This is a genomic window from Halomonas sediminis (genome assembly GCF_044871105.1).
Classification (GTDB): Bacteria; Pseudomonadota; Gammaproteobacteria; order Pseudomonadales; family Halomonadaceae; genus Vreelandella; species Vreelandella zhuhanensis.
In genome coordinates, this window is sequence record NZ_CP085246.1 from 303,473 (window position 1) to 329,491 (window position 26,019).

At 57.6% G+C, this 26,019-nt stretch carries 21 protein-coding genes and 1 tRNA gene; 14 read left to right on the top strand and 8 right to left on the bottom strand.

Translation table 11 applies throughout. The features are described from left to right. Positions 1-9 precede the first annotated feature (9 nt). Together LG290_RS01545 and LG290_RS01550 are read right to left on the bottom strand one after the other, a co-directional pair. Positions 10-327, bottom strand: coding sequence for a BON domain-containing protein (locus tag LG290_RS01545; protein WP_499835963.1), 318 nt, complete (start codon positions 325-327; stop codon positions 10-12). Continuing rightward, positions 327-4,175, bottom strand: a complete 3,849-nt coding sequence (locus tag LG290_RS01550; protein WP_499835964.1) for an AsmA family protein — start codon at positions 4,173-4,175, stop codon at positions 327-329. Before LG290_RS01550 ends, LG290_RS01545 begins: the two co-directional genes overlap by 1 nt. A 389-nt stretch (positions 4,176-4,564) precedes the next feature. On the opposite strand from LG290_RS01550, the gene LG290_RS01555 reads away from it, so the two are divergent. Continuing rightward, entirely contained in the window at positions 4,565-5,038 is a 474-nt protein-coding gene (locus LG290_RS01555) for a hypothetical protein (protein WP_499835965.1), read from the top strand. 72 nt (positions 5,039-5,110) lie between these two features. Continuing rightward, positions 5,111-5,821 carry a hypothetical protein gene (locus LG290_RS01560; protein ID WP_499835966.1) on the top strand — a complete coding sequence of 237 codons (711 nt, stop codon included), beginning with the start codon at positions 5,111-5,113 and terminating at the stop codon, positions 5,819-5,821. Positions 5,822-5,879: 58 nt separating this feature from the next. Here LG290_RS01560 and LG290_RS01565 read toward each other — a convergent pair whose 3' ends face one another. The 3 genes from LG290_RS01565 to LG290_RS01575 are packed head-to-tail and all read right to left on the bottom strand — an operon-like array spanning position 5,880 to position 8,901. Beyond that, a complete protein-coding gene (locus tag LG290_RS01565; protein ID WP_499835967.1) occupies positions 5,880-7,355 on the bottom strand; it encodes a PhnE/PtxC family ABC transporter permease in 1,476 nt (491 codons plus the stop codon). Beyond that, complete coding sequence (locus LG290_RS01570) at positions 7,355-8,020, bottom strand: ATP-binding cassette domain-containing protein (protein ID WP_499835968.1); 666 nt, start codon at positions 8,018-8,020, stop codon at positions 7,355-7,357. Before LG290_RS01570 ends, LG290_RS01565 begins: the two co-directional genes overlap by 1 nt. After that, the gene (locus LG290_RS01575) at positions 8,020-8,901 is read right to left on the bottom strand and encodes a putative selenate ABC transporter substrate-binding protein (protein WP_499835969.1); all 882 of its coding nucleotides are present in this window, start codon (positions 8,899-8,901) and stop codon (positions 8,020-8,022) included. The genes LG290_RS01570 and LG290_RS01575 overlap by 1 nt, the downstream gene beginning before the upstream one ends. Positions 8,902-9,101: 200 nt before the next feature. Here LG290_RS01575 and LG290_RS01580 point away from each other — a divergent pair, with 200 nt between their 5' ends. Next, complete coding sequence (locus tag LG290_RS01580) at positions 9,102-9,416, top strand: carboxymuconolactone decarboxylase family protein (RefSeq protein ID WP_160419358.1); 315 nt, start codon at positions 9,102-9,104, stop codon at positions 9,414-9,416. A 5-nt stretch (positions 9,417-9,421) separates the two neighbouring features. Here LG290_RS01580 and LG290_RS01585 read toward each other — a convergent pair whose 3' ends face one another. Then, complete coding sequence (locus LG290_RS01585; protein WP_160419359.1) at positions 9,422-10,045, bottom strand: TetR family transcriptional regulator; 624 nt, start codon at positions 10,043-10,045, stop codon at positions 9,422-9,424. Positions 10,046-10,219: 174 nt separating this feature from the next. On the opposite strand from LG290_RS01585, the gene LG290_RS01590 reads away from it, so the two are divergent. The 5 genes from LG290_RS01590 (at position 10,220) to LG290_RS01610 (ending at position 18,987) form a co-directional block, all read left to right on the top strand. Next, positions 10,220-11,320, top strand: a complete 1,101-nt coding sequence (locus LG290_RS01590; protein ID WP_499835970.1) for an efflux RND transporter periplasmic adaptor subunit — start codon at positions 10,220-10,222, stop codon at positions 11,318-11,320. After that, positions 11,321-14,362, top strand: coding sequence for an efflux RND transporter permease subunit (locus LG290_RS01595; protein ID WP_499835971.1), 3,042 nt, complete (start codon positions 11,321-11,323; stop codon positions 14,360-14,362). A 105-nt stretch (positions 14,363-14,467) separates the two neighbouring features. Next, the gene (locus LG290_RS01600) at positions 14,468-16,144 is read left to right on the top strand and encodes a mechanosensitive ion channel family protein (RefSeq protein WP_499835972.1); all 1,677 of its coding nucleotides are present in this window, start codon (positions 14,468-14,470) and stop codon (positions 16,142-16,144) included. 171 nt (positions 16,145-16,315) lie between these two features. Continuing rightward, entirely contained in the window at positions 16,316-18,004 is a 1,689-nt protein-coding gene (locus LG290_RS01605) for a cation:proton antiporter (RefSeq protein ID WP_499835973.1), read from the top strand. 20 nt (positions 18,005-18,024) lie between these two features. Continuing rightward, positions 18,025-18,987 (top strand): universal stress protein, encoded by a 963-nt coding sequence (locus tag LG290_RS01610; protein ID WP_499835974.1) that lies wholly within the window; start codon positions 18,025-18,027, stop codon positions 18,985-18,987. Positions 18,988-19,216: 229 nt separating this feature from the next. Here the strand turns inward: LG290_RS01610 and LG290_RS01615 are convergent. Together LG290_RS01615 and ispB are read right to left on the bottom strand one after the other, a co-directional pair. After that, a tRNA-Pro gene (locus LG290_RS01615) sits at positions 19,217-19,293 on the bottom strand. A gap of 92 nt (positions 19,294-19,385) precedes the next feature. Then, a complete protein-coding gene (ispB, locus tag LG290_RS01620) occupies positions 19,386-20,390 on the bottom strand; it encodes an octaprenyl diphosphate synthase (protein ID WP_499835975.1) in 1,005 nt (334 codons plus the stop codon). A 307-nt stretch (positions 20,391-20,697) separates the two neighbouring features. On the opposite strand from ispB, the gene rplU reads away from it, so the two are divergent. The 6 genes from rplU (at position 20,698) to murJ (ending at position 25,997) form a co-directional block, all read left to right on the top strand. Beyond that, positions 20,698-21,009, top strand: a complete 312-nt coding sequence (gene rplU / locus LG290_RS01625) for a 50S ribosomal protein L21 (RefSeq protein WP_114487145.1) — start codon at positions 20,698-20,700, stop codon at positions 21,007-21,009. Positions 21,010-21,053: 44 nt separating this feature from the next. Then, on the top strand, positions 21,054-21,311 hold the full coding sequence (gene rpmA / locus LG290_RS01630) for a 50S ribosomal protein L27 (protein ID WP_160419366.1): 258 nt from the start codon (positions 21,054-21,056) through the stop codon (positions 21,309-21,311). Positions 21,312-21,478: 167 nt separating this feature from the next. Continuing rightward, complete coding sequence (cgtA, locus tag LG290_RS01635; RefSeq protein WP_160419367.1) at positions 21,479-22,672, top strand: Obg family GTPase CgtA; 1,194 nt, start codon at positions 21,479-21,481, stop codon at positions 22,670-22,672. 37 nt (positions 22,673-22,709) lie between these two features. Next, positions 22,710-23,843 (top strand): glutamate 5-kinase, encoded by a 1,134-nt coding sequence (gene proB, locus LG290_RS01640; protein WP_160419368.1) that lies wholly within the window; start codon positions 22,710-22,712, stop codon positions 23,841-23,843. A gap of 239 nt (positions 23,844-24,082) precedes the next feature. Further along, positions 24,083-24,349, top strand: coding sequence for a 30S ribosomal protein S20 (gene rpsT, locus LG290_RS01645; RefSeq protein WP_114487149.1), 267 nt, complete (start codon positions 24,083-24,085; stop codon positions 24,347-24,349). A 58-nt stretch (positions 24,350-24,407) separates the two neighbouring features. Continuing rightward, positions 24,408-25,997 (top strand): murein biosynthesis integral membrane protein MurJ, encoded by a 1,590-nt coding sequence (gene murJ, locus LG290_RS01650; RefSeq protein WP_499835976.1) that lies wholly within the window; start codon positions 24,408-24,410, stop codon positions 25,995-25,997. Positions 25,998-26,019: the final 22 nt, after the last annotated feature.

Genomic DNA, 26,019 nt, shown 5'->3' on the forward strand with positions numbered 1-26,019 from the left:
GAGCCTGCGTTATTTAACGGTGATGTTGTTTTCTACCGCATTCACCTGCTCATGGTCCCGCGTAATGGCTTCAGCCCGTTCGCGCTGCTGCGAGGTCTCGACGAAACCGCCCAGAATGGCTCGGTCGCCCTCCAGATCGACGTCGATGGCCGAACCGGCCAGGTCCGGTGCTTCGAGAAGCCGGGCCTTGATCTGTACCGCTTCAGCCGAATCTTGCTGCGCGAGCCTGGCGGATTCATTGACCGGGGTGTCGGCACAGCCGACCAGAAGCCCGGCTAGGAGTAGCCCTCCTAGCATCAGGGCGCTGAACCAGTGGCATTGACGCATTATTCGATGCCCCCCTCTTGTATCGCTTCGCGAGAACGATTGATCAAGCCTTGGCAATATTGCATGTCAGGACCTGTACCTACATCCACTAGCGGCAAGAGGGCGGTAATGGGGCCGGCAAGGGCGCCAAGCGCAGCGCTGGTGCCGGTTCGCATTATAAGCTCTTCGCTATGCACGCTCACTTCGATGTTATCGAAGGTGCCCCCTAGGTGAAGCGGCGACCGTCCGACAAAGACACTAGGGTCTTGGGGATGGGTTATGAGGCTGATATCCAGGCGTTCCGTATTCAGATCCACCTGGCCGCCCACCGTGAATGTGGTGTCGTCAGTATCCACCACGAAAGTATCCAGGTGGGTAACGCCGTTTCTCGCCTGAAGATCGGCGTACGCGCAATCAATCGGGATGGGGTCACGCCCCCGCACCCAACTCAGAAACGTCTGACCGGCATCCAGGCCGGCGATTTCCACAAGCAATGCTTCGAGTCTTCCACCAGTCATCAGCAAGACCACGCCGCCATCGGCGGAAGCCAATAACTCGGCGACTGAAGCGCCTTCAACCCAGAGTTTGCCGCGTCCCCCGATGGTGCCGACACTGTCGTCAGCCAGATCCCAGTTGCGTAGCGCATCGTTGAGATCCACTCCCTGCACTTCCACTTGCATCGTGCCGCTGGGGGGTTGGGTGCCGGCGTCCAGGTCGAGGGTGAGATCGACACTTCCTTCGCCAACTCCAAAGCCCACGGGTTCGAACTGCCCGCGCCCGTCCTGAAGAGCAAAGTCGATGACCACGTTGCTTAATGGAATATCCCTGGCGCGCACGGATTGCCCCCTGTAGCTTACATCCGCCGACACCCTTTGCCATGCCTCGGTAATGATGGGTGTGTCGGGCAGGACGAAACGATCATCGGTTTGGGTTTCCTCCGGCGTTACTCCGGCGAGAAAGCCCAGATCCGCGATATCGAGATGCTCGGAGCTCAGCTCCCCGCTCAGTCGAGGCGGCCTGACGTTTGTGTCGAGTGCCAGGCGCCCATTGAGATCACTATCGCCAATCACCCCCTGCATGTCGGTGAACGTCCAGCGCTGCTCTTCCAGGTCCAGACTTCCCGATACCGAATAGGCAGGGAGCTGCGGCAGCGCAAAGCCCAGCAGGCGGCTCAGACGTTGTGGGTTCGGACCTTCTAGAGCGAGTTCAAGGTCCAGCCCTTCCAGCGCAAGAGGACGCAGAAGCGTCCCTTGGAGCCTCAATTGAGTGTCGACGATATCCGCCTCGAGATCCACCGCATAGGGGCGGTCCGGGTCGCGGGCATTGAGCAAGGGGTCGCCTCGTAGACTGAGCGAGGCCGGTGCGCCATCGTAGCGCCCTTCACCTTGCATTTGGAGCGTTTGCGCCCCAGCGGCGGGGCCTTGGGTTTCAAGGCTCAGGGTCAGTCGGGTGTCGGCCTGTGGGTCACTGAAACGCAGCTCCGAAGGCTCGAAACTCAGACGGCCGATGAACGGCAACAGCAAATCATCGCGTCTGTCGCCGGGGAGCGTTTCACTCATTGCCAGGTGCAGCTCTCCGGAAACTTTGCCAAGCCGGTCCTCGATGGGGGTGAAGGTGTCAGCCAGCCTGGCCAATGAAATGTCGTCGAAATCGACATCCATCTGCCCCGAGGCGGGTAGCTGCGTCGCGTCCAGTGCAAGGTTAGCGATAACTGAACCTTCTCCCAGGCGAAACTGGAGAGGCTCTGCCTGTAGCCTGCCTTCTTCCAGTTCGGCGTTCAGCGCAAGCTCATTCAGCTCGAGCCCGTTGGGTAACACCAACGTATTGGCGTTTAGCTCCAGCTGTCCATCGAAGCTGCGCAGCGGCGCCAGCAGGGAGTCGTCCTGTGCTTCATCAGCCTGTGCTTCATCGTCCGACGCTTGAGTCGTAGCGGAAATCAACTGGGCGATATCGATGCGCCCGGCTTCAAGGTCGACGTTCACTGCCGGGCGTTCGGTAGTGAAAACTTCAACGTTTCCGCTGACATTGGTCGAGCCTATCTCACCTTCAAGCCCAGTGACGTTCCATTGTTCATGATCACGGCTCAAGCGGCCCGCGAGACGAAACTCGGGCAAAGGAGGCAAAACTGGGCCGAGCCAGGCTTCCAGGGCCCGGCTACTATCCGCGTCGAGGACCACATCCGCTTCAAGCGTCTGAGGTGCCAGGATCGAGGCCAGGGTGGTGTCCGCCTGAACAAACAAGCCGTTTGAGGTGGCTTCGGCTTCAAGCGGGTAATCCTGTTGCAGCGAGCCATCTTCCAGGTCGACCAAGCTGGGTAGCGGAGCCCCTCTGACCTGCATGTCCAGCGGCTTGTCGCGGAAGGTGCCATTCACATTGAGCAGCAGCCGTGGCGGCTCTTGCTCGCCGGTGGTCTCGAGTGTCGCCTCGAGGTCACTGCCGGCCTCGGCGTTGCGATAAGCCAGACGAGCATTGTCGATACGTAACTGGGCAAGCAGCGTATTGAGCTCGAACGTCGAGCGTTGCTCGAGTGGCTGAAGCTCAAGAGAGAGTTCGGCGTCCAGGGTGTCGCCGGCGGGCAGGGTACTGCTTAGTTTCGTCATGTCCAGATTCTGCAGGCTGATCTGGGCCTCTGCGGTAACCCTTTCAGGGCTACTGGTCAGGCTTGCCTGTGCCTCGACATTGCCGTCTGCAATCTCAAACGTCAGGGGTTCAAGCGCAACCGAGTGTTCGGCAAGCTGCACCTGAGTTTGAACGTTCTGAAGTACCGCTTGCTCCAGTATCAGACGGTCTACGGACAGAGCAACGTCTCCGCGTAGATCGGGTAACACGGGCACGGATAGGCCCTCTTCCTCGGATTCCGGCAAGGCTGCGCGTAGAGCAGCGACATCGAGTTGCGATGAGTGCAGTTGACCATCAAGGCTGGGCGCTTCACCGGCGGTATCCATCGTCAGCTCGCCGGTTACCCGGTTCTGGGCGATTGCTGTGTCGATGTCGTGTAATCGCCATTCGCTGCCTTGGCGTTCCAGGCGTGCCGCTATCTCGAGGCTATCCAACTCGACCTGAGGTAATTTCAGCCATTGTGACCAGTCGGCGAGATTGTGCAGGCTGAGCTCTCCATTCGCCTCTAATCGATCCAATACCGGCGCTTGGGGAACCTCAAAGGTGCTGGTGAGCTGGCTCTCGCCGGAGCTGAGCGTAAACTCGCCACCGAATGCCTGGGCATCGTCGATGAAGGCCTCGATGGGGTCAGTTTGTGCTTGTAGTTCAAAGCGTCGTTGCTGAAATGTCAGTGTCGCCTGGGTGTGCAAGGTTTCGTCATCCGCTTGCATCTGCAGAGATGAAACGGAGAGTTCGAGCGGAGTGTCGGCCTCGGCAGTCCAGTAACGCACCTCTGAGTCGGATAGCGAGAGGTTGCGGATATCCAAAGGCGAGGCGGTGTCTTCATCGGCTTGCGCTTGTCGATTGGCTGGTTCACCAAGCACCCAATTACCGGGAGCCTCAGTACGTCGCTCCAGATTCAGGGTCGAGCCGGCAATTTCAATGTTATCCAGCACGACCTCACCTTGGATCAGGTCGCTGAGTGATGGTGAAATACTGACGCGCTGCGCCTTGAGGATGTGCGAGGAACCGGCCCATTCGGGGTTGTCGAGCTCGATTTCGTGAAGCGACAGCTGCGGACGAGGAAATAGGCTGATTCCCACATCGCCGTGAATGGCTGCCGAGCGCCCGGTTGCCTCCTGGATACGCTCGGTGATGACAGGCTTTAAAAAATTCCAGGACATTAGTTCCACCGCAGCGACGATAAGCGCCACCAGAATGACCGGGACAAGCCACCACCAACGTAGGAACCTTGAAGCTCGATGTTGCATTATGTCGGCTACCTTGCACCATGAAGTTTACGCGCATCGACACCTCGCCATGCGCAGGGTTCATTGCAGTTTTTTTCTCAGGCCCACCTTTCTCATAATTAATGTAGTCGCTGAGCCTTGGAACTGCATTTAGTCAGTTTGGAAGTTGTAGTAGCAAGAATGACATGCCTTGTTCCTATTTTTTATGGCCATTCGAGAAAATAGACTGAATTTTTTAGTCAATAATATTTTAAAGTAACGTTTATTTAATAGGTGGTGATTGTTTGAAAAAATAAAGCGTGCCTATTTTTAATTTGCAGAAATGGCAGCTAGCTTGATTGCTGTATGGCTTGGCTATGACACCCTTCAAGCTACACTTGAGTTTCGTCTAATGACTAAAGGAGATGGTCATGTTCAAGAAGCTACTCATTACAGCAGCAATTTCGACCGCACTGGCGACTACCGGGTCTGCTATGGCGCAGCAATGGGACCAAGATAATCGGTGGCAAGATCAAGATCGCAATCGTTCCTACAGCCAGGACAATCAGTGGCACGATCAGGACCGTGATCGCTATCAGCAGGATCGTCGGGATGACCGCTGGCGCGACCAGGATCGTCGGGATGACCGCTGGCGCGGCCAGGACCGTCGGGATGACCGTTGGCGCGGCCAGGATCGTCGGGATGACCAGTGGCGCGGCCAGGACCGTCGTGATGACCAGTGGCGCGGCCAGGATCGTCGTGATGACCGCTGGCGCGGTCAGGATCATCGTGATGACCACTGGCGCGGTCAGGATCGTCGTGATGAGCAGTGGCGCGGCCAGGATCGTCGTGATGACCGCTGGCGTGATGAGGATCGCAACCGCTATAACCAGTACCGCAACTAAGCCAGTTCTGACAGCTAGTGATTAAGTACCAGCTGCTTTAAACCAAGTGGTTAATCGTTTTTCGGAGGAGTTATGTTTAAAAAACTGGTCATTGCGACTGCCGTGTCGACTGCACTTGCTACAAACATGGCGGTTGCACAACAAGATAGCCGCAGCGATGGCTACGGTTACGATAATATGCAAAGAAATCAGCAAAGTTATCAATCAAGGGATAACCAGGATCGTCAGCAATATCGTGACGAACGCTACGGCGGTGATTACGACCAAAGGGATCGCCAGCGCGCCCAGGGTTGGGAGGATCAACGCCGTCAATACCGAAGCGACAGCAATGGCTATGATGATGATTACGGCCGAAGAGACCCGCAGCGTAGCCGGCCATGGGATGAGCAACAAGACCGTCAGCAATATCGGCGCGATAGCGATAGATATGACCACGGGCAGAGATATCAGCAGGATCGCCGGTATGACCAGTCGCAAGGTCGCAATCAGGAAGATGCTCACATTTTCTTGCAGGGCTACATCGAGGGTAAGGAAGAAGGGCTTGAGCAAGGCCTGATAAGAGGTTACCGGCAGGGCTATATACAGGGACTGCAAGATGCCGCTCGCCAGAACGCAAGCGTTAATCAGCAAGGCGACACCAACCAGCGCAACAGGCTTGATACCGAAAACCAGACCCCGCCGTCCCCCGTGGGGACAGAAGGCACCGAAGGCCCAGCCGACATGCTGAGTCCGGAAGATCAAAACGACACGAATACCGACGACACGGATACTGAACAGGAGTAACCAAACTGTAATGGGTGCCGGGGTGAAACAAAAGGTGCATGCTATCGATGCACCTTTTTCAGCAGTGCTTGCGGTTAATGCTGTGTCTCAGGCGCAGGTGCGCCCGCAGGCGGCGAGCGAGGATATCTACGCCGATGTTGAGCAAGGCGGTGATCAGGATCAGCAGCATGGCGCGGTCGAAGCGGATTTCCTGAATAGCGCTGTCGACGTAGAAACCCAGGGTGGCGATGCCCAGAATGCCGAGAATCGCCGTTTCGCGCATGATGATTTCCCAGCGATAGAAAAGTAACCCCATGAAGGGCCCGTAGACCCGAGGAGCGATCTCATAGGCGTAACGGTTGATGCCCTTGGGTGCATCCTGGCGCAGCTGAATTGTGTTGCTGCGCCTGCCCACAAGATGGCCGATGATGCCGCCGTTATGCAGCGCCAGCGCCACCACGGCGGGCAGCATGGAAGGCCCCCACAGCTGCAGCAGGATGAATGCCAGCAGATATTCCGGGGTGGCACGCATCACCACCAGAATTACATAGCCGCAAGTTCCGCTGAGCTTTCCGGTGAAGTGGCGTGAAATCAATGGAAATAGCGCCATGGCGAGTATTCCGGTCAGCGCCAAGGCTATCTGGGTAAGCAGCAGGGTATTCCAGATGCCCGGCAGCGCCTGGTTGAGCATAAGCTCACCGAGCCAGGGTAGTAGACCCTCGATACCTTCACCCTGGCGAAGCGGGGCGGGAATGATGTCGTGAGTGAAGAAACGCGAGACGTTGCTCCACATGATGGGAAGACCTGTGCCCAGACAGAAGGGCGCTACGATCAGGTATAAGGGCAGCAACCGCGGGCGCACCCAGTACCGCAGCGTACCGATCAGAAGGTAGAACAGAATCAGCAAGGCGCCGACGGTGTTGTAGTGGCCTTGGGCAAAAGCGCCCGCCAGGTGAAAACCGAGAGTGGGCATGCCGACGAAGCCGATCACCGCACTCGAACGCAGGCCGCATTCCAGGCGGTAAGACGTGTAGCTGACCAGATGTGGCCAGGCTTGGCTGATTCGGCTGTAAAGCAGTGCCGAGAACCGCCCGGCTCGATGGGGCAAGGTGCGGGCGGGCTCTGGGTCGGTCTCGTCGAGAATTTCCGCGTAAACCTTGGCGAAAATACCCGCATAGGGAATGGCGATGGCCAGTACCCCGGTAATGGGGTGCAGGCCGAAGCTCTGCAGAAAGATCAATGCCCAGAACAGCTCGTGAATCGCCCGGATGAATGCGCAGAAGGTGCGCACCCAGAGATGTTGAAAGGCAAGCGCCAGCAGAAAGCCGGCGCCGGCACCCAGCCCCACCCCGACGAAGGCGAAGGCCAGGGTACGCAGGATCGCCTCGCCGAGAAAGTCGACGCGTGACAGGTCCGGCTGAACCAGACCCATGAAGAGTCGCCCAAGCGCTTGCCAGGGAGCGTGAGTGCTGATCTCGAAATCGCCCAGTGACAGGCATACCAGTGCGAGCGCTATCAGGCTCAGGCTGACACGTGCGGTCGGGGTCAAGGGCATCAGTAGAGCGGCATGAGATCGGCAGTCGTCAGCGTTCGGCTGGGCGCATCCACGGCGATGGCGCCATCCTGTATACCGATGACCCGGGTGCAAAAATGCAGTGCCAGGTCGAGATCGTGCATGGCCAGCACCGACATCGAATAAGTCGCGAGTAATGCCCGGATGACGCTTTCCGCCTGAGGGCCGTCCAGCGCCGAGACGGGTTCGTCGGCCAGCAGTATCCTGCCCTGTTGATAGAGCACTCGGGCGGCGGCGACGCGCTGGCGCTGACCGCCGGAGAGTTCACCGCAGGGCGTCCAGCACTTTTCTGGAATACCGAGCTGAGTGAGCAGAGCGTCGATCTCGGCAATATCACCTTTCAAGGGGCGGGCCAGGGTAAGCAGGTTGCGCCACCAGGGGTGGCGGTCCAGGCGTCCCATATAGACGTTGTGAAACACCGAAAGATTGGCGACCAGCCCCAGGTCCTGGGGCATCAGGGCCGCGCCTTGCGCATGCCAGTGATCGTACATTACCGCGAGCAGGCTCGACTTGCCGGCGCCGCTCTTGCCCACCAGCGCCAGATGTTCGCCGGGCGCAAGGCTCAGATTCAAGGGGCCGAGCACGCGCACCTCGCCGTAGTCGGCGACAGCGTTTTTCAAGGCAAATATGGGCAAGGCAGTGGTCATCAGTCGAGCAGGTCGAGCTGACGAGCGACCTTGATCAGCTCCTGATAGTCGGCGTTTTCCGCAGGAATGAAGCCGCTGCGCGGGAAACTTGCCAGGAGTTCGGGATCGTCCATATCAATTAGCGCCCGTTGCAGGCGTTGAGTAAAACCTTCGCCAAAGCGCGCATCGACGTCGCCACGTACCGTCCATTGATAGTCGGGGTAAGTGGGCGTTTCCCAGACCACCTGGACGCGATCCAGATCGACAGCGCCGTTTTCCACTTCATTTTCCCAGGCCTTGTAGCTGACCACGCCGGCCTGATAGGCACCCGATTGCACCAGGGAAATAGTGCGGCTGTGGTTGCCGCTGAAGCCGACACGCTCGAAAAGTGCCTCGGGCGAGGCGCCCAGGTGCTCACGCAGGAAGTATTCGGGCATCAAACGGCCGGACGTCGAGCTTTGCGAGCCGAAGCTGAAGGTCACGCCGCGCAGCGCTTGCGGGGCGGTGTCTCCTTCGTGGGGCTCGATGCCAGTGGCATGGTTGGCGATGAAGTAGCTCTTGTATTCGGGGTCTTCAACGCCCTGGGCGATAGCGATGGAGCCGGGGACCATGCGGCGCGCCTGAACCCCGGTGAAGCCGCCGAACCAGGCGAGCTGTACCTGATTGTTGCGAAAGGCGGTGACAGAAGCGGCGTAGGAGGTGACCGGGATGAAGCGTACATCCACTTCGAGCGCTTCGGAAAGATAGTCAGCGACGCTCTGAAAGCGTTCCTGTAAACGGGTCTCGTCTTCGTCGGGAATGGCGGTGAACACCAAGGTATTGGCGACAGCCAAGGGGGTGGCTGCCAGCGTGAAGAGCGTGGCGAAGAGAGTGACGAGCGCCAATGCAAGCCGACGAGACATGAAGTGTCCTTGATGAAAGTGGGGTGAATTTTCCGGGCGAAGCATACCGCACCGCCTTGTCCCGTGCATTGTCGTGCATAGCCATTATCGAAAGTGGTTCTTCGGCGGGGGTGTTTGCTTGAGGCGTTCAAGAGGCTAAGCTGGACTAGGTGGCTTGCTCATACCTTGATTTCGTCATTCCTCTTTAGAAGGAAAATTTCATGTCTAAACAAGAACTTCCATCCGGTGCCGGCCAAGTGGCCGAGCAGTACCCTGATGTCTGGGACGCCTACGCAGCGTTGGGCAAGGCGTGTGCCGATACTGGCCCGCTGGATGAACGTACCCGCCGCCTGGTCAAACTGGCATTATCTGTGGGCGCAGGTTCTGAAGGCGCGGTGCATTCTCATGTGCGGCGCGGCCTGGAAGAAGGCGAGTCGCCGGAAGCTCTGAAACAGGTGGCCATATTGGCCATTCCCACCTTGGGGCTACCTAGCGGTGTCGCCGCTCTGACCTGGATCGAGGATATCACTGACTAGAAATGCTAGTCAGGCGTGATAACAAACAGTCCGCGCATCAATGTCTCGACGATAGCGTCACGCTCTTCGGCAAGCGAATATTGATCAATGTCTTGCAGCCAGTCGAAGCAGGCGCCGATCAGGAACATATGGAACTGGCGTCGGGCGCTGGTCGGGGACAGGCCAGCGCGCAGCGTGCCTTGCTGCTTGGCATCTTCGAAAAGCCGTTCCACCCGGGTTTGGGCATGCTGGGATAGTCGTGTGATGACGCTGATCCGGGGGTGGTAGTCTTCAAGCTTTTCGCAGCGGTGAAAGACGATGGTGGAAACGCGTTGCAGTTGTCGATCGTCGTGCATCCTTTCCAAGGCGCCCAGGGCGATTTGCCGTAACCGCTCGGCAGGAAAAGCCGGTGCACCTTGCTCGGCCAGATCGACAATTTCATCGATGGGAATGCGCACGCGCTCCAGCAGGGCGTCGAAGAGTGCCGCCTTGTCTTCGAAATGCCAGTAAATAGCCCCGCGCGTCACCCCGGCGGCCTGGGCAATGTGCGCCAAGGTAGTGCGTGATACGCCTTGAGCCAGAAAGGTGGCTTCGGCGGCATCGAGAATCGTCTCGCGTGTACGTTCGGCTTCTTCCTTCCTTCGAGTCATGACAGCTCCCGTTAAATTATCCCTATCTTGTCATCGACACATGGCAAAGTCGCCTCGTGGTGATTAGTATACCCACATTCACTGACATTCATGAATGTCAGTGAATGTGCACTCACCCTAAATGCGCTTGCTGTTTTCGATTGCTGAGCGTTCATTTCCCGAGGAGCTGTCACCGTGCCTGTCATCCGTATACGCCTGCTGTTGGGGGTTCTGGCTTTGCTGACGTTGGCTGGCTGTGAAAAGTCGCAAACGCTTGAGCCCGCTTCAGCCCGGCCAGTCAAGCTGCTCACCCTGGACGATGCCGGCGCTGCATTGATGCGCCACTTTCCGGCTCGTGTTGAAGCCTCCACCCGCAGCGATCTGTCGTTTCGCATGGCTGGCGAGCTGCTGGAACTCAATGTCGCGGCGGGCCAGCGAATCTCAGCCGGTGAGATGATTGCCCGTATCGACGATAGCAATGCGCGGAGCCAGCTCGAAAGCGCTCGTTCCAGCCTGGAGCTGGCCGAGGCGACTTTCGAGCGCATGCGCTACACCCTGGAGCGGGGCGCTATCAGCCAGGTGCGTTTCGACGAGGCTAAAAGCCAATTGCGTGCGGCCCGTTCAGCCTTTGAGCAGGCCGATGAGCAGCTTGAGCATACCCGTTTGCGTGCTCCCTATGACGGTGTGATTGCTCGCGTTCCTGTTGATAACCGCCAAATGGTGCAGGTCAAGGAAACGGTGGCAGTGATCCAGCAGCCCGGCCAATTGGATGTGGTGTTTCACTTGCCGGAGCAGATCGTACGGCGAATAGTTCCCGCCAACGACAGCGCGCTTCCCTTTGGCAACATGCTGGCTCATGAGGTGTATTTTTCGCAGGATGGCTCTGCCTACCTGGCGCAACTCAAGTCTTACACCACTCAGGCCGACGCCCAAAGTCTGGCCTATGAAATCACGCTCACGTTGTCCCAGCCAGACGACATCACCTTGCTCGATGGAATGAGTGCCACCGTCCGGTTGGATTTGAGTGCCTGGATGCCTCAAGACGTGACACCGGTGTGGCGGGTTCCCCCCGAGGCGGTGAGCTATGCGGGCGAAAACCCCGATCAGGCCCGCGTGTGGCGTTTTCAAAGCCCCGACAGCATCGAGTCGGTTCCGGTAGAAGTCGGCTCGCTGACCTCGGCCGGTCTCGAAGTCAGGGGGGAACTGGCGCCCGACGATCGCTTGGTGGCGGCGGGAGCGAGTCGCTTACGTGCCGAGATATCGGTCATCCCCTGGGAAAAGGAACAGGGTCTCTAGATGGTCGATTATTTTCTACGCCATAAGGCGGTTAGCTGGTTGATGACCGTGGTGCTGCTCGTCGGCGGGACGCTGTCCTTTCTTGACATGGGCCAGCTCGAGTTTCCCGAGTTCACTATTCGCAACGCCTTGGTGACGACGGCGTATCCCGGCGCCACTCCCAGGGAAGTGGAGCAGGAGGTCACTTCCACGCTTGAAGAATCGATCCAGGGCATGCCCAGCATCAAGCGCATCAGCTCGATCAGTTCCGATGGTTTGTCGCAGATCACCATAGAGTTGCAAAGCACCGTGCAGGAGGATGAGCTCCAGCAGTTATGGGATTCATTGCGGCGCAAGGTGGAAGACGCCCAGCCTCGTTTGCCGCCGGGAGCGCGTCAATCGCACATAAACGATGACTTCGGCGATGTCTTCGGCTTGATGGTCAATCTCACCGGCGAAGGCTATGCGATGGCCGACCTGGCGGATCATGCCGATTTTCTCAAGCGTGAGTTGGCGCTGGTCGATGGGGTGAAAAAGGTCTCGCTGGGAGGGGAGCATCCGGAACGCATCTACGTCGAGGTCGATCGTGAACGCCTGAGCGCCTTGAATATTCCCCTTGCGCGCCTGCAACAATTACTCGATACCCAGAATGCCGTCGCTGATGCCGGCCACCTGAAGCAGAATGGACGCCGCTTTCTGGTTTCTCCCACGGGAAGTGCTGCCGATATCGAAGACTTGCGGGCATTGATCGTCAGTGAAGGCAATGGAGAGCTGGTCCGGCTGAGCGATATTGCCAAGGTTTACCGTGATCTGGCCGATCAACCGCAACAGCTGTATCGCGACATGGGCCGCCCGGCGCTGTCACTGGGGGTATCGTTCAAGAGCGGCGTGAATGTCGTCGATGTCGGGGAGCGTCTCGACCGGCGCCTGACCGAGCTCGAGGCCCGTACCCCGGTGGGCATGGAACTCAACGTGGTCTACGACCAGCCGCAGGTCGTAGACGATGCCGTCTCTGGTTTCTTGATCAGCCTGATCCAGGCGGTGGCCATCGTTATCGTGGTGCTGATGCTGTTCATGGGCTGGCGCAGCGGTATCCTGATGGGGTCGATTCTGCTGATTACCATCATCGGTACTTTCATGATGATGCGCATTCACGGCCTGCAGCTCGAAAAAATCTCTCTGGGGGCGCTGATCATCGCTTTGGGAATGCTGGTCGACAATGCCATTGTGGTGACCGAAGGCATGCTGGTGGGACTCAAGCGCGGCTTGACGGTGCATGAGGCTGCTCATCAGGTCGTCCGCCAGAATGCCTGGCCCCTGCTCGCGGCAACCTTGATTGCCGTGGCGGCATTCGCGCCTATCGGGCTTTCACCGGACACCACCGGCGAATTCATCGGCTCGCTGTTCTTCGTGCTGCTTTATTCGCTGCTGTTGAGTTGGGTGACGGCGCTGACCTTGACCCCGTTCTTCTTTGCAATGTTCTTTCGCAATGTCAGCGGGGGAGACGCGCAGCAGGACCCCTATCGTGGCGCGGTGTACCAGCTGTTTCGCCGCCTGATTACCCTCGGTATCCGCCTGCGTTGGGTAACGTTGGTCATGGTAGGACTGGTGCTGATGAGCGCCGGCTATGGTTTCACCTTCGTCAAGGATGCCTTTTTCCCGGCCTCCAATACGCCGATCTTCTTCGTCGATTACTGGATGCCGGAGGGTACCGATATCCTCGAGACCCAGCGGCGGATAAGTGAGCTCGAAGAGACGGTGATGGCGATGGAAGGTATCGAGCATCTGACCACCGTGGTAGGTGGTGGTGCACAGCGCTTTACCCTGACCTATTCACCTGAAGAGCGTTATGCCAGCTATGCGCAACTGATTGTGGAAACGCCGGACAAGCAGACTCAACATCAGCGCATGGGCGAGGTGGAGGCGGCGCTTGAACGTTACCACCCTGACGTCGATTACAAGATCATGCCGCTGGAAGTCGGCCCTGCGCCCAAGGCCAAGCTCGAGGCGCGGCTCTACGGCAGCGACCCCGAGGTGCTGCGTCAACTTGGTGCCGACGTCGAGGCGCTGTTCCATGACGAGCCCCTGGCAACCAGTGTGCGACAGAGTTGGCGCAACCGGGTGCAAGTCATCAAACCGGTATTTCTCGAGGATGCCGCGCGTCGCCTCGGTGTCACTCGCGCCGGCCTGGCCGATACCCTGGCGCTCAATACCAGTGGCGCCCAGGTGGGTATCTACCGCGATGGCAGTGACCTGATTCCAATTATCGCTCGGGCGGGGCCCGGGCAGCGTCACGACGTGGATAACGTCGGTTCATTGAATGTCTGGAGCGAGGAGCGCGGTCGCTATATTGCCGCTGATCAAGTCATCGAGCGGGTCACCACCCAGGTCGCCGACCCGCTGATATTGCGCCGCAATCGTCAGGGCATGCTGGCGGTGTATGCCGAACCGCATCCGCTGAGCGGCGTTACCGCAGCAAGCGTTCTGGAGCGGATTCGACCCGAAGTCGAGGCGCTTGAATTGCCTCCGGGCTACCGGCTGGAATGGGGTGGCGAGTACGAAACCGCGGGCGAAGCGCAGAGCGGCCTGTTCGCCTCCCTGCCGCTGGGGCTGGTGGTCATGTTCATCATCACGGTGGTGCTGTTCAACAACCTGCGCCAGGCACTGGCGATCTGGTCGTTGGTACCGCTGACGATAATCGGCGTGGTCGGGGCTCTGTTGCTGACTGGCTTGCCTTTCTCGTTCATGGCGCTGCTGGGAACCTTGAGCCTGATCGGCATGGTGCTCAAGAACGCCATTGTGCTGGTCGAGGAAATCAACGTGCAATTGCCGCTACACGAGCATCGTTACCATGCCGTGGTGCGTGCAGCGGTAAGCCGCGTGCGCCCGGTAGCCATGGCGGCGCTGACCACCATGCTGGGCATGATTCCGCTGATCAACGATGCGTTTTTCTCCAGCATGGCCGTGGCCCTGATCGGCGGCCTGGGTGTGGCAACGCTATTAACACTGGTGGTACTGCCGGTGGTGTATTGCGTGTTGTATCGTATTCGGGTACAGGCGTGATGACTTAGTTTGATCAAGCAATTCTTGGTAATTTTTGGTTATTAGATGGGGCGCTTTTCATTTTCATGAGCTACGTTTTCATGTTGTTTGGCTGGCTGGATTCCTATGAGAGTACGCTATAGTTGGGTCATTTTTGCAGTAATCCTGATGTTTTCGTGTGCTTCTTTCGCGCAGGACGAGGAAGAGAGCGAGCGTCTCTGGTTCTCGGCTGACTCCCTGAACGAAGGGTTAGGTGAGGTGCCGGAAGAGGTCGAGCGCTCGACACCAAGAGAGGCGATAAGAAGTTTCATCGAACTCACCGAAAACGATGAGCATTCTGCCGCCGCTCACATCCTCAATCTTTCGGACATTCCAGCCTCCGAGCAGAAAAGCAGAGGAAGCCGGTTGGCAATGCAGCTTTCGTCGGTTCTCAGGCGCGGGGAGTGGATCAATATATCGAGTCTTCCAGGGCGGCAGGATGCTCTAGTTCAGGACCCGAGCGGTAAGCACCCGCGAGCCGGGGAGCCACGACGTTACCTCGAGGTGGTCTCGCTCAAGGCCCAAGGGCAAACCTATGATGTTCATCTAACGCGTTACAAGGTAGCGGAACAGGATCCGGTTTGGCTGATTTCGCCGGAAACAGTCGACATCATTCCAATCCTCTACGAAAAATTCGGCCCCTCCTGGATAGAGCAGTATATCCCCGAGCGATACAAACAGTCGCTTGGCATGCTGCAGCTGTGGGAGTGGATTGCGATTCCGGTGTTTCTTGTTCTTATCGGGTCGCTCGGTTTTGGCGTATATGCCCTTGTTGGACTGGTGAAACGGTGGCTGCCCCCGGGCATGTACAGCATGTTTGCCGGTAGGATCGGGATGCCTATGGCCTTCATCGTGATGGCTATCGTGACCCAGATTCTTCTTGGCTATGTGGTTTCGTTTTCAGGCGCCGGCACTACTTTCTTCAGGTTGCTTTTGGCGGTCATCACGGCCTGGGGGGCCGCTCTCATAGCCCTGCATCTGGTGGATACGATGTTGCTCAAGGTGACTGCACGCCTCGTGGGCGATATCGATGATACGAAATACAAGGATGAGCGGAAGTTACTGACCTCCCTATATACGTTGCGCCGCACAATCATTCTGGTCACCGTGGTCGCTGCAGTGATCTATGTGCTGATAAAGATTGAAATCTTCGAGACGCTGGGGACGACGCTACTTGCATCAGCGAGTGTCGCGGCAGTGCTGGCGGGGATTGCCGGTCAGGCAGTGCTGGGTAATATCATGGCATCGTTTCAAGTATCGTTGGCGAAGCCTATCCGTATCGGCGACAGCATTCTCTTCGAGGGGCAATGGTGCTATGTGGAAGGTATCTTTTATACCTACATCCGTCTGAGGGTCTGGGATGATCGCCGACTCATCGTGCCAGTGAAGTACTTTGTTTCACAACCGTTCGAGAACTGGTCGGCCAAGAGTGCCAAAACCTACCGGAATATCGTGTTGACCCTTCACCTCAATGCGGATGTGGAATACTTGAGAGAGAAGTTCAAGACGTTTGCCAAGCAGGAAGAGGGCGTCATCGAACATGACAAGCTTTTATGCTTCGTGACCGGGCAGACGGCTGCCGCCCAGGAAATCACGTTCTACCTGATGACGCCGGAGCCAATGGCCGGATGGGTTGCGGAAATGAACGTGCGGGAAAAGTTGCTGGCTTTTATCAGGGATAACCATCCCGAATGGTGGCCCAGAGACGTGGTGGTCATCAGTCAGCAGGACGTAACGCGTGGCGATGAGAAAAGCGACCACTGAGGGGTGTCTATGTAGTAAGCCAATTTGCGGTCACCAGCACAGGTATTCCTGGGAGAGTACACAGGAGCCTTGAACACGACAAGTGCTGCGCTTATTGCTTGAATTCAAGCCAGGCAGTAATCTCTTTTACAAAGAGCCATCAGATTCCAGGGAAAATGAGGAGAGGAAAGCTTGGTTGAGTTGATCACGCACTCGTCCTTCACGGAAATTGCGGCACTTCTGGTGCTGGCAGCCCTCCTGGGTTTCGTTGGCTTATTGCTGAGGCAACCACTGATTGTGAGCTTTATTGCCGTTGGCCTGATTGCGGGGCCATCGGTTCTGGATATTGTCCATTCCGAGGAGCAGATCGAACTGCTTTCCGAACTGGGGATCGCTGTCCTGCTGTTTCTGGTGGGTATAAAGCTGGATGTAAAGCTCATTCGGTCCATCGGCGGTGTGTCCCTGCTCACGGGGCTTGGGCAGGTCGCCTTCACTTCCATCATCGGTTATTTCATCGGGCTGGCTGTTGGCCTGGATCACATTGCCAGTATCTATGTGGCGGTCGCGCTGACGTTTTCATCCACAATCATCATCGTCAAGTTGCTGTCGGATAAACGGGAAATCGACTCACTGCACGGTCAGATTGCGCTGGGTTTTCTAATTGTTCAGGATCTTGTTGTGGTTTTGGCGATGATCGTTCTGGCGGCTATCGGCATAGGTGCCGGGCAGGGGGACGCGGACAGCGCATCCATGTGGCAGGTGACGCTCTCTGGCATCGGTTTGCTGTTATTTGTCATCGTGTTTGTCCGATACATCGCCAACCCACTCACTGAGCATCTGGCGAAATCTCCGGAACTGCTGGTCATTTACGCGATCGCGCAAGCCGCCCTGTTTGCAGCGATCGGTGATCTGATCGGCCTGGGCATGGAAGTGGGTGGCCTGCTGGCCGGTGTCGCACTGGCATCCACCCGCTATCGCGAAAGCATCTCTGCCAGGCTTGCACCGTTAAGGGACTTTTTGCTGCTGTTTTTCTTTATCGCATTGGGGGCGTCTCTGGATTTGTCGCTTATGAATGCCCATATCCCCGGAGCAATCATATTCTCCCTGTTTGTGCTGATCGGTAACCCGCTTATTGTGCTGGCCATTATGGGGGCGTTGGGCTACCGCAAAAGGACCGGATTTCTGGCGGGCTTGACTGTGGCACAGATCAGCGAATTTTCCCTGATTTTCATTGCCATGGGCGTGAGTCTGGGGCATGTGCAACAGGATGTGCTGGGCCTGGTAACTCTGGTCGGCATCGTCACCATTGCGGCATCGACTTACATGATCACCTATTCCCACAGCCTCTACACGCTTCTCGAACCGCTAATAGGCGTTTTTGAGCGCACAGGCACCCCACGCGAACAATCTACGGAGCAGCATCCAGGGGGGCATTATCAGGTCGTCATTTTCGGGCTGGGCCGCCTGGGCACCGCCATTGCCGCACGACTCAGGGAAAATGGCATCAAGGTGCTGGGGCTGGACTTCAATCCTTCGGCCATCAAATATTGGAATTCTCTAGGGTTGGATACAGCCTACGGAGATGTGAAGGATGCCGAGTTTATGGGGGAGTTGCCGCTTCGCAATGCGCATTGGGTTGTGTCCACGATACCGCATCACCATACCGGGGTTTCGACCGAAGATACGATAAAAACTATCATACAATTAACCCGGTCGGCAGGATTCACCGGTAATCTGGCGGCGGTATCGCAAAGCAGAACAGAGACTGAAGAGTTAAAATTGCTGGGTGTAGAGCTTGTACTTGAGCCCTTTCAGGATGCTGCTGATCGAGCTACGGAATTGCTATTGGAAGGCCTTGTTTCCGAACCCCGTCACCCCTGATTTTCAAGGAGCGCTGCTCTATGAAAAGGTTCAAGAACATTCTTTTCGTGCTGGGCAATCGCACCGATGAAACCTCGCCGTCGTTGATGCGTGCCATTGCTCTGGCCAAAACCAACCAGGCTGATTTGACGCTGCTATATGTACTTCCGAAGCTTTCATTAACATCCTATTCAAAAAAAATTGGTATTAGCAGTCAGCAGCTCAAGGAAAAGGTGCAGGAACACGAGGAGGCCAGATTACATCAGCTTTTCTCTTCGCTGGAGCCGGATCTTGGGATCAGAACAGAGCTGAAGGTTGGTAAAAGATACCTCGAAAGTATTCGTGCAGTGCAGTCCGAGAGCTTCGATCTGGTTATCAAGGAGGCCGACGCCATCGACTGGTTTTCTCGATTTCTCGGTAGCGACGACATGCATCTCCTGCGCAAGTGCCCCTGCCCGGTTTGGCTGATGAAAAAAGATGAAAAAGCCGATTATCGCAACATCATGGCGGCTGTTGATTTTGACACTGGCAAGGATAAACCGAGCAGCGATGCCCTTAATCAGACCATACTTGATCTTGCCTGCTCATTGTCATTGTCAGAACTGGCAGCGGTTCATGCCGTGAACGTTTATGACGTACCTGAATCCGGATTTATCAGCCTGTGGGTAGAAAATGCGGATAAAGTTGAGCAGGAACTGGCGGAAGATGAGCGTCGTCATAGGCAGTACAGAATGGATGCACTTCTTGACGAGTTAAAAGGCAGAATGGGGGAAGAGACCTATCATTATCTGTCACTGCGTACTCATGTTGTTCCGGGAATTCCAGGTCGTGATCTGCCCAAAATGGTAGAAACTATCAAAGCCGATCTAGTGGTGATGGGAACGGTCGCCCGCACCGGGGTTGCCGGCGTTATTATTGGCAATACCGCAGAGGCCGTTCTTTCACAACTCAACTGTTCCGTGCTGGCGATCAAGCCAAAAGGTTTTGAGTCTCCGATATTCTAGTAGCTTTGAAGTCATGCCCCGGCAAGCTGACGCATCTACAGAATTTTTTTAACAAGGGCTTACGCAGGCCAAGATGTAGGAAATAGGGGCTTGCCTGCGGAGCCAAGCGAAAATGTTCGACCCTCTTCCCGCAGCAGGCAACGTGTCACCCATTTGTCACCTTGCACAGAGCCCAACAAAAAACGGCCACTTGCTCGATGAGCTAAGTGACCGTTTTTACTGAATTTTTTGGTCGGAATAGCAGGATTCGAACCTACGACCTCTGCCTCCCGAAGGCAGCGCTCTACCAAGCTGAGCTATATTCCGATATTGCATCAAACCGCTGTGTGGCTCGACGGTGGTGGATAATACGCATTCTTCTGAGACTTTTCAAGCCTTTTGGGGGCAATTCGTTGCGTTTACGCCTTGCGATCCACTGCAAGATGGGCCAGCTCAACCATGCTGTCGCGGTACGGGCTGGAGGGGATAATCGCCAATTGTTCCAAGGCCTTGGTTGCCATTTCTTCAGCACGGGCACGGGTGTATTCCAGTGCGCCGGTGGCATTGACGATATCCAGCACAGCCTCCAGCTGGTCGAGCCCGCCCTGGCGAATGGCTTGGCGAATCAACTTGGCCTGTTCCGGAGTGCCGTTGGCCATGGCGTGGATCAGCGGCAGGGTGGGTTTGCCTTCAGCCAGATCATCTCCCACGTTTTTGCCCATGGCCGTGGCGTCGCCTTGGTAGTCGAGCAGATCATCGATCAACTGGAAGGCCAGGCCCAGGTAGCGACCGTAATGCTGGAGAGCGCTTTCCTGTTCCGGTGTGGCGTCGGCGAGCACGGCACCGCTGTGGGAGGCCGCCTCGAACAGCATGGCGGTCTTGCCCTGAATGGTTTCGAAGTACTCGGCTTCCGAGATGTTCGGATTGCCCACGTTGGTCAGTTGCTGCACTTCGCCTTCCGCGATGACACAGGTAGCACTGGAGAGAATGCTCATGATGCGCATCGAGCCGACATTCACCATCATCTGGAAGGAGCGCGAATAAAGAAAGTCGCCGACAAGCACCGAGGGCGCGTTGCCCCAGGCTTCATTGGCGGTTTTCTTGCCGCGACGCATGTGAGACTCGTCGACCACGTCGTCGTGCAGCAACGTCGAGGTGTGCATGAACTCGATCAGCGTGGCCAGGGTGATGTGCTTGTCCTGGTCATAGCCCAGCGAGCGGGCGGCCAGCAACACCAGCAAGGGGCGCAAACGTTTTCCGCCGCTTTCAATAATGTACTGGCCAATGGTTTCCACCAGCGGAATCTTGGAGGCGAGCTGTTCGATAATTGTACGATTGACTGCCATGAAGTCATCCGCCACCACGGCGTGCAGCGGAGAAGGGGAAGGGCTGGCAGGCTGGGAGGACGAGGCTGTGGCTGACATGAGTTCCATCATCGCGGGTAGTGGAGGCGGCAATGGCCGACTGTATTTCGGTTCATGCTATGGGGCTACCCGTGAGGCGTCAAGGTGATGAAGGTTTCTCGTTGACGAGAGGGTGGCCGTTGTGTTGATGATAGTTGTGGTAGGGTGCAATTGTCGTTATAATCCGCGACCCACTCATCATGCTCCCTGTCAGATGGTTGCCAAAAGAGGCGCCACTCGCCGCAGGTCTATCAAGAGCACGACTCGAAAGAGCGTAAGGCGATGAGAGCCGGAACGCCCGGCATTCACGACAGTCCCGGAGAGAGACATGTACGCAGTTATCAAAAGCGGCGGTAAGCAGTACCGTGTAAAGGAAGGCCAGACGCTCAAGCTCGAGAAACTGGAAATTCCTACCGGTGAAAGCATTGAATTTGACGAAGTGCTGATGGTTGCCGATGGCGAAGACGTCAAAATCGGTGCGCCGATGCTGGAAGGTGCCAAAGTGGCCGCGGAAATCGTGTCTCACGGCCGCGGCGATAAGATCACCATTATCAAGTTCCGTCGTCGTAAGCACAGCATGAAGCGTCAGGGCCACCGTCAGTGGTTCACTGAAGTCAAGATTACTGGAATTTCCGCGTAAGCGGCCAATTCTTCTAGATCAACTTGCTATAGGAGTATTTTGCAATGGCTCATAAGAAGGCAGCCGGCTCCACGCGTAACGGTCGCGATTCCGAATCCAAACGCCTTGGCGTCAAGTTGTATGGTGGCCAGGCGGCAATTGCCGGCAACATTATCGTGCGTCAGCGTGGCACCAAGTTCCACGCCGGTACCGGCGTCGGTTTGGGTCGCGATCACACCCTGTTCGCATTGAACGATGGCGTGATCAAGTTCGAGACCAAGGGTCCGAAAAATCGTAAGTTCGTCAGTGTCGTTTCTGCATAAACGCCCGAACCTGCGATAAAAAAGGCCCCGCCATGGCGGGGCCTTTTTGTCCCTCATTGTTTTTCAAGTGCATATTTTTCAAGTGCACGTTTTTTAAGTACACGTTTTTATGTGCCTGAATGACTCTTTCAGGTACAGGGCGGCGGAAGCGGCCAGGAGAGAGAACCATGCAATTCGTCGATGAAGCCTCGATCATTGTCGAGGCGGGGAAAGGCGGGAATGGCTGCCTGAGCTTTCGCCGCGAGAAATACGTGCCCAAGGGTGGTCCGGATGGCGGTGATGGCGGCCATGGCGGAAGCGTTTACCTGATTGGGGACGATGCTCTCAATACCTTGATTGACTTCAAGTTCCAGCGTTTTTACAAAGCCGAGAACGGCCAGGGCGGCATGGGTCGTCAGATGAGCGGCAAGGCGGGGGAAGACCTGCACGTCAAGGTACCGGTGGGTACCACGGTCATTGATGAAGATACCCTGGAAGTGATCGCCGACGTTACCGAAATCGGCCAGGTAGTCCTGGTGGGACAAGGTGGGCGTCGAGGTCTGGGTAACATCCATTTCAAATCCTCGACCAACCGCGCGCCACGCAGAATCACCCCGGGTACGGAAGGTGAGCGCCGCAACTTGCGCCTGGAAATGAAGGTGATGGCGGATGTCGGCCTGCTGGGCATGCCTAACGCCGGCAAGTCCACATTGATTCGCTCGGTGTCGGCGGCCAAGCCCAAGGTGGCCAATTATCCTTTCACCACCCTGGTACCCAATCTGGGTGTGGTGAAACTCGGCCTGCACGAACACTTCGTGATGGCGGATGTGCCGGGCTTGATCGAAGGTGCTTCCGATGGCGCCGGCCTGGGCTTGCGCTTTCTCAAGCACCTGACCCGTACCCGCTTGCTGTTGCATGTGGTGGACGTGGCACCGTTTGATGAATCCGACCCGGTCGAGGCTGCCGAGGCGATTATCCACGAGTTGGGACAGTTCTCCCCGACGCTCGCCGAGCTGCCTCGCTGGCTGGTACTCAACAAGCTGGACCTAGTGCCAGAAGAGGACCGCCAAGCGGTGGGCGATGAGATCGTCCAGCGCCTGGGCTGGGAAGGGCCGGTATTTCGTATTTCGGCGATCAGCAGTGAGGGCACCGACGCCCTGGTGCAGGCGGTACACCGCTGGCTCACCGAGCAGCAGCGCCTCGAGCATGAAGATGAAGAGGTTCACGCCCGCGAGCAGGAAATGCGTCGGCGCATGGAAGAAGAATCCGTCGCCCGTACTGAAGCGCGTCTGGGTCGTCGGCGCAAGCCCGCCGAAGGCGAGGAAAGCGATGACGACTTCGACGATGATGATTACGATGTCGAGGTTGAATACGCGCCCTGACAGAAGAGCAATGGATGAGGCTTTCAGGAGATAAGCGGTGAGCGATGAGCAAGGCCTCGGGCGCGAAGCGTTGGTGCAGGCCAGGCGTGTGGTGATCAAGATCGGCAGTGCCTTGCTGACCAATGATGGCCGTGGATTGGATGAAGCAGCGATCGGCGGCTGGGTCGACCAGGTGGCTGCCCTGCATCGTCGCGGCATCGATGTGGTACTGGTGTCTTCCGGCGCGGTAGCGGCCGGCATGGTACGCCTGGGCTGGCAGGCAAGGCCGAGCGCGGTGCATGAATTGCAGGCTGCGGCCGCAGTGGGACAGAATGGCTTGACGCAGTGCTACGAGCAGCATTTTGCCCGCCACGGCCTGGTCACCGCCCAGGTGTTGCTGACCCATGATGACCTTTCCAATCGCAAGCGTTATCTGAATGCACTTTCCGCGCTGCGCACCTTGGTCGACTTGCGCGTGGTGCCGGTGATCAACGAAAACGATACCGTGGTTACCGATGAAATTCGCTTTGGTGACAACGATACCTTGGGGGCGCTGGTCGCCAATCTGCTGGAAGCCGATGCCTTGATCATTCTTACCGATCAGGAGGGCTTGTTCGATGCCGACCCGCGCCATGATCCCGCCGCAAGGTTGATTGCCGAAGGCGATGCCGACGACCCGGCCCTGGCGGCGGTGGCCGGTGGTGGCGGCGCTCTGGGGCGCGGCGGCATGAGCACCAAGGTGCGCGCCGCCACCTTGGCCGCTCGTTCGGGGGCGGTGACCGCGATTGCCAGTGGACGCCAGGCGAATGTGATTACCCGGCTGGTGGATGGCGAAACCCTGGGTACCTTGTTGCGCCCCAAACAGGCCCCCATGGCGGCGCGCAAGCGCTGGCTGGCCGGGCAACTGCAAGTGCGCGGCAGCCTGACGCTGGACGCCGGTGCGGTAAAAGTGTTGCGCGGCCAAGCCAGTCTGCTTCCGGTGGGCGTCACGGCGGTTTCCGGGAATTTCGTGCGCGGCGACATGGTGGTGTGTGTCGACGAGCACGGTGAACCGGTGGCGAAGGGCCTGGTCAATTACGGCGTTGACGATGCCCGACGGCTCCTGGGCCAGCCGAGCCATCAGATAGAAGCCATTCTGGGCTATGTTGAAGCGCCGGAGCTTATCCATCGTGACAACCTGGTAGTGCTTTGAGGCGGGATGATGGCGCTGGCAAGGCTGAAAACAGCGTGATAGAATGCGCCATCCTCTCAGACAAGACCCGTGAACAGGCAGCTTGAACGACAATGCCTGTTGCACCTTATGGCCCACCAATCGTTAGACGATGGTTAGCCAAATCAATCGGTTATTACGCAAGGGCTGTGTGTCAGCAGCCGGCTAATAGTTAATCCGTCGTCCTAGACGACAACCTTTATTCTCCAAGGAGATACTCAGTGGCGAACAGCAAGCAAGCACGCAAGCGCGCCCGTCAGGCCGAGAACCGTCGCGTCCTGAAATCCAGCCAGCGCAGCATGGTCCGCACTTATATCAAGCGCGTGATCAAGGCGATCAGCACCGGTGACCACGCCCAGGCGATGGAGCAGTTCAAAGCCGCTCAGCCGGTGATTGACCGTATCGCTGACAAGGACGTGCTTTCCAAGAAGAAAGCCGCGCGCCTGAAGAGCCGCTTGAACAAGCGTATCAAGGCACTGGCGGCGTAAGCCGGCAAGCGCCAGAAAAAACCGGCTTAGGCCGGTTTTTTTGTGTCTGGATGATCTCATGAACTCCTCTCAGCAAGCCGATGCCTCCCCGCCGTCCGCTTCGCCACCCCCGCGCCGGGGACTGATGCGTTCGGGCCTGATCGTCAGCGCCATGACCATGCTCTCGCGGGTGATGGGACTGGTGCGTGATGTCGTGGTGGCCACGTTCCTGGGTGCCGGAAATGGGGCGGATGCCTTCTTTGTGGCATTCAAGATTCCCAATTTCCTGCGCCGGCTGTTTGCCGAAGGGGCGTTCAACCAGGCGTTCGTGCCGGTGCTGTCGGAATATTCCACCCAGCGCACCCGCCAGGAAATCCGGGAACTACTCAATGCCGTGGCGGGGAGTCTCACCGCCGTACTGGCGTTGATCACCGCCGTGGCGATGCTGGCGGCCCCTTGGCTGGCGTGGGTATTTGCCCCCGGCTTCGGGCGTGACCCGGAAAAGTTGGCGCTCACGGCGGACATGCTGCGGCTGACGTTTCCTTATCTGCTGTTGATCTCGCTCACGGCGTTTTCGGGCAGCGTGCTCAATACCTGGAACCGTTTTGCAGTGCCGGCCTTCACCCCGGTGCTGCTCAATCTCTCCTTGATTGGCTCGGCACTGTTGTTGATGCCGTTGATGAAAGAGCCGGCCATGGCGCTGGCCTGGGGGGTGCTGATAGCCGGGGCGGCGCAGCTGGTGTTTCAGGTGCCGTTCCTGTTGCGTCTGGGATTGATGCCGACCCCTTGGCCCCACTTTGCTCATGAAGGGGTCAAGCGGATACTCAAGCTGATGGTGCCGGCACTGTTCGGGGTTTCGGTGTCCCAGATCAATCTGCTGCTGGATACCGTCCTGGCGTCGTTGCTGACTGCCGGGAGCGTTTCCTGGCTGTACTATTCGGACCGCCTGGTGGAGTTGCCGCTGGGGGTGTTCGGGGTGGCCATTGGCACGGTGATTCTGCCGGCGCTTTCCCGGCGGCATGCCGAGCAGTCGCCGGGTCACTTTGCCGCCATGCTCGACTGGGCCATTCGTACCGTGCTGCTGCTCGGCTTGCCTGCCGCCTTAGCGTTGGCGATTCTTGCCGAACCGCTGCTGATAACCCTGTTTCATTATGGGGCGATGACCGATCACGATATCGCCATGGCGGCAATGAGCTTGCGTGCTTACTCCTTCGGTTTGGTGGCCTTCATGTTGATCAAGGTGCTGGCACCGGGGTTTTTCGCGCGCCAGGATACCGCGACCCCGGTGAAAGTGGGTATCGTGGCGATGGTCGCCAATATGGCGCTCAACCTGATGTTGATCTGGTCGTTGGCGCATGCGGGACTGGCGCTGGCCACCGCGCTCTCGGCATTCCTTAATGCTGGGCTTCTGGGATACCTGTTGCACAAGCAGAAAGTACTGGTGTTTCAGCCTGGCTGGGGGCGATATGCTGTGCAACTGCTGGGTGGCTGCATACTGATGAGCGTGTTGCTTGGGTGGCTGTCCCCCGCCTGGAATGAATGGCTGGGGTGGGGGCTATGGCAACGCATCAGATGGATCAGCCTATTGGTGGTACTGGGGGCGGGCAGTTATTTCGCCTGGCTGGTGGCCTTGGGCATGCGCTGGCGGCATTTTCGTATCGCCGGCTAAATTTTCGCATCGCAGGCTGAGG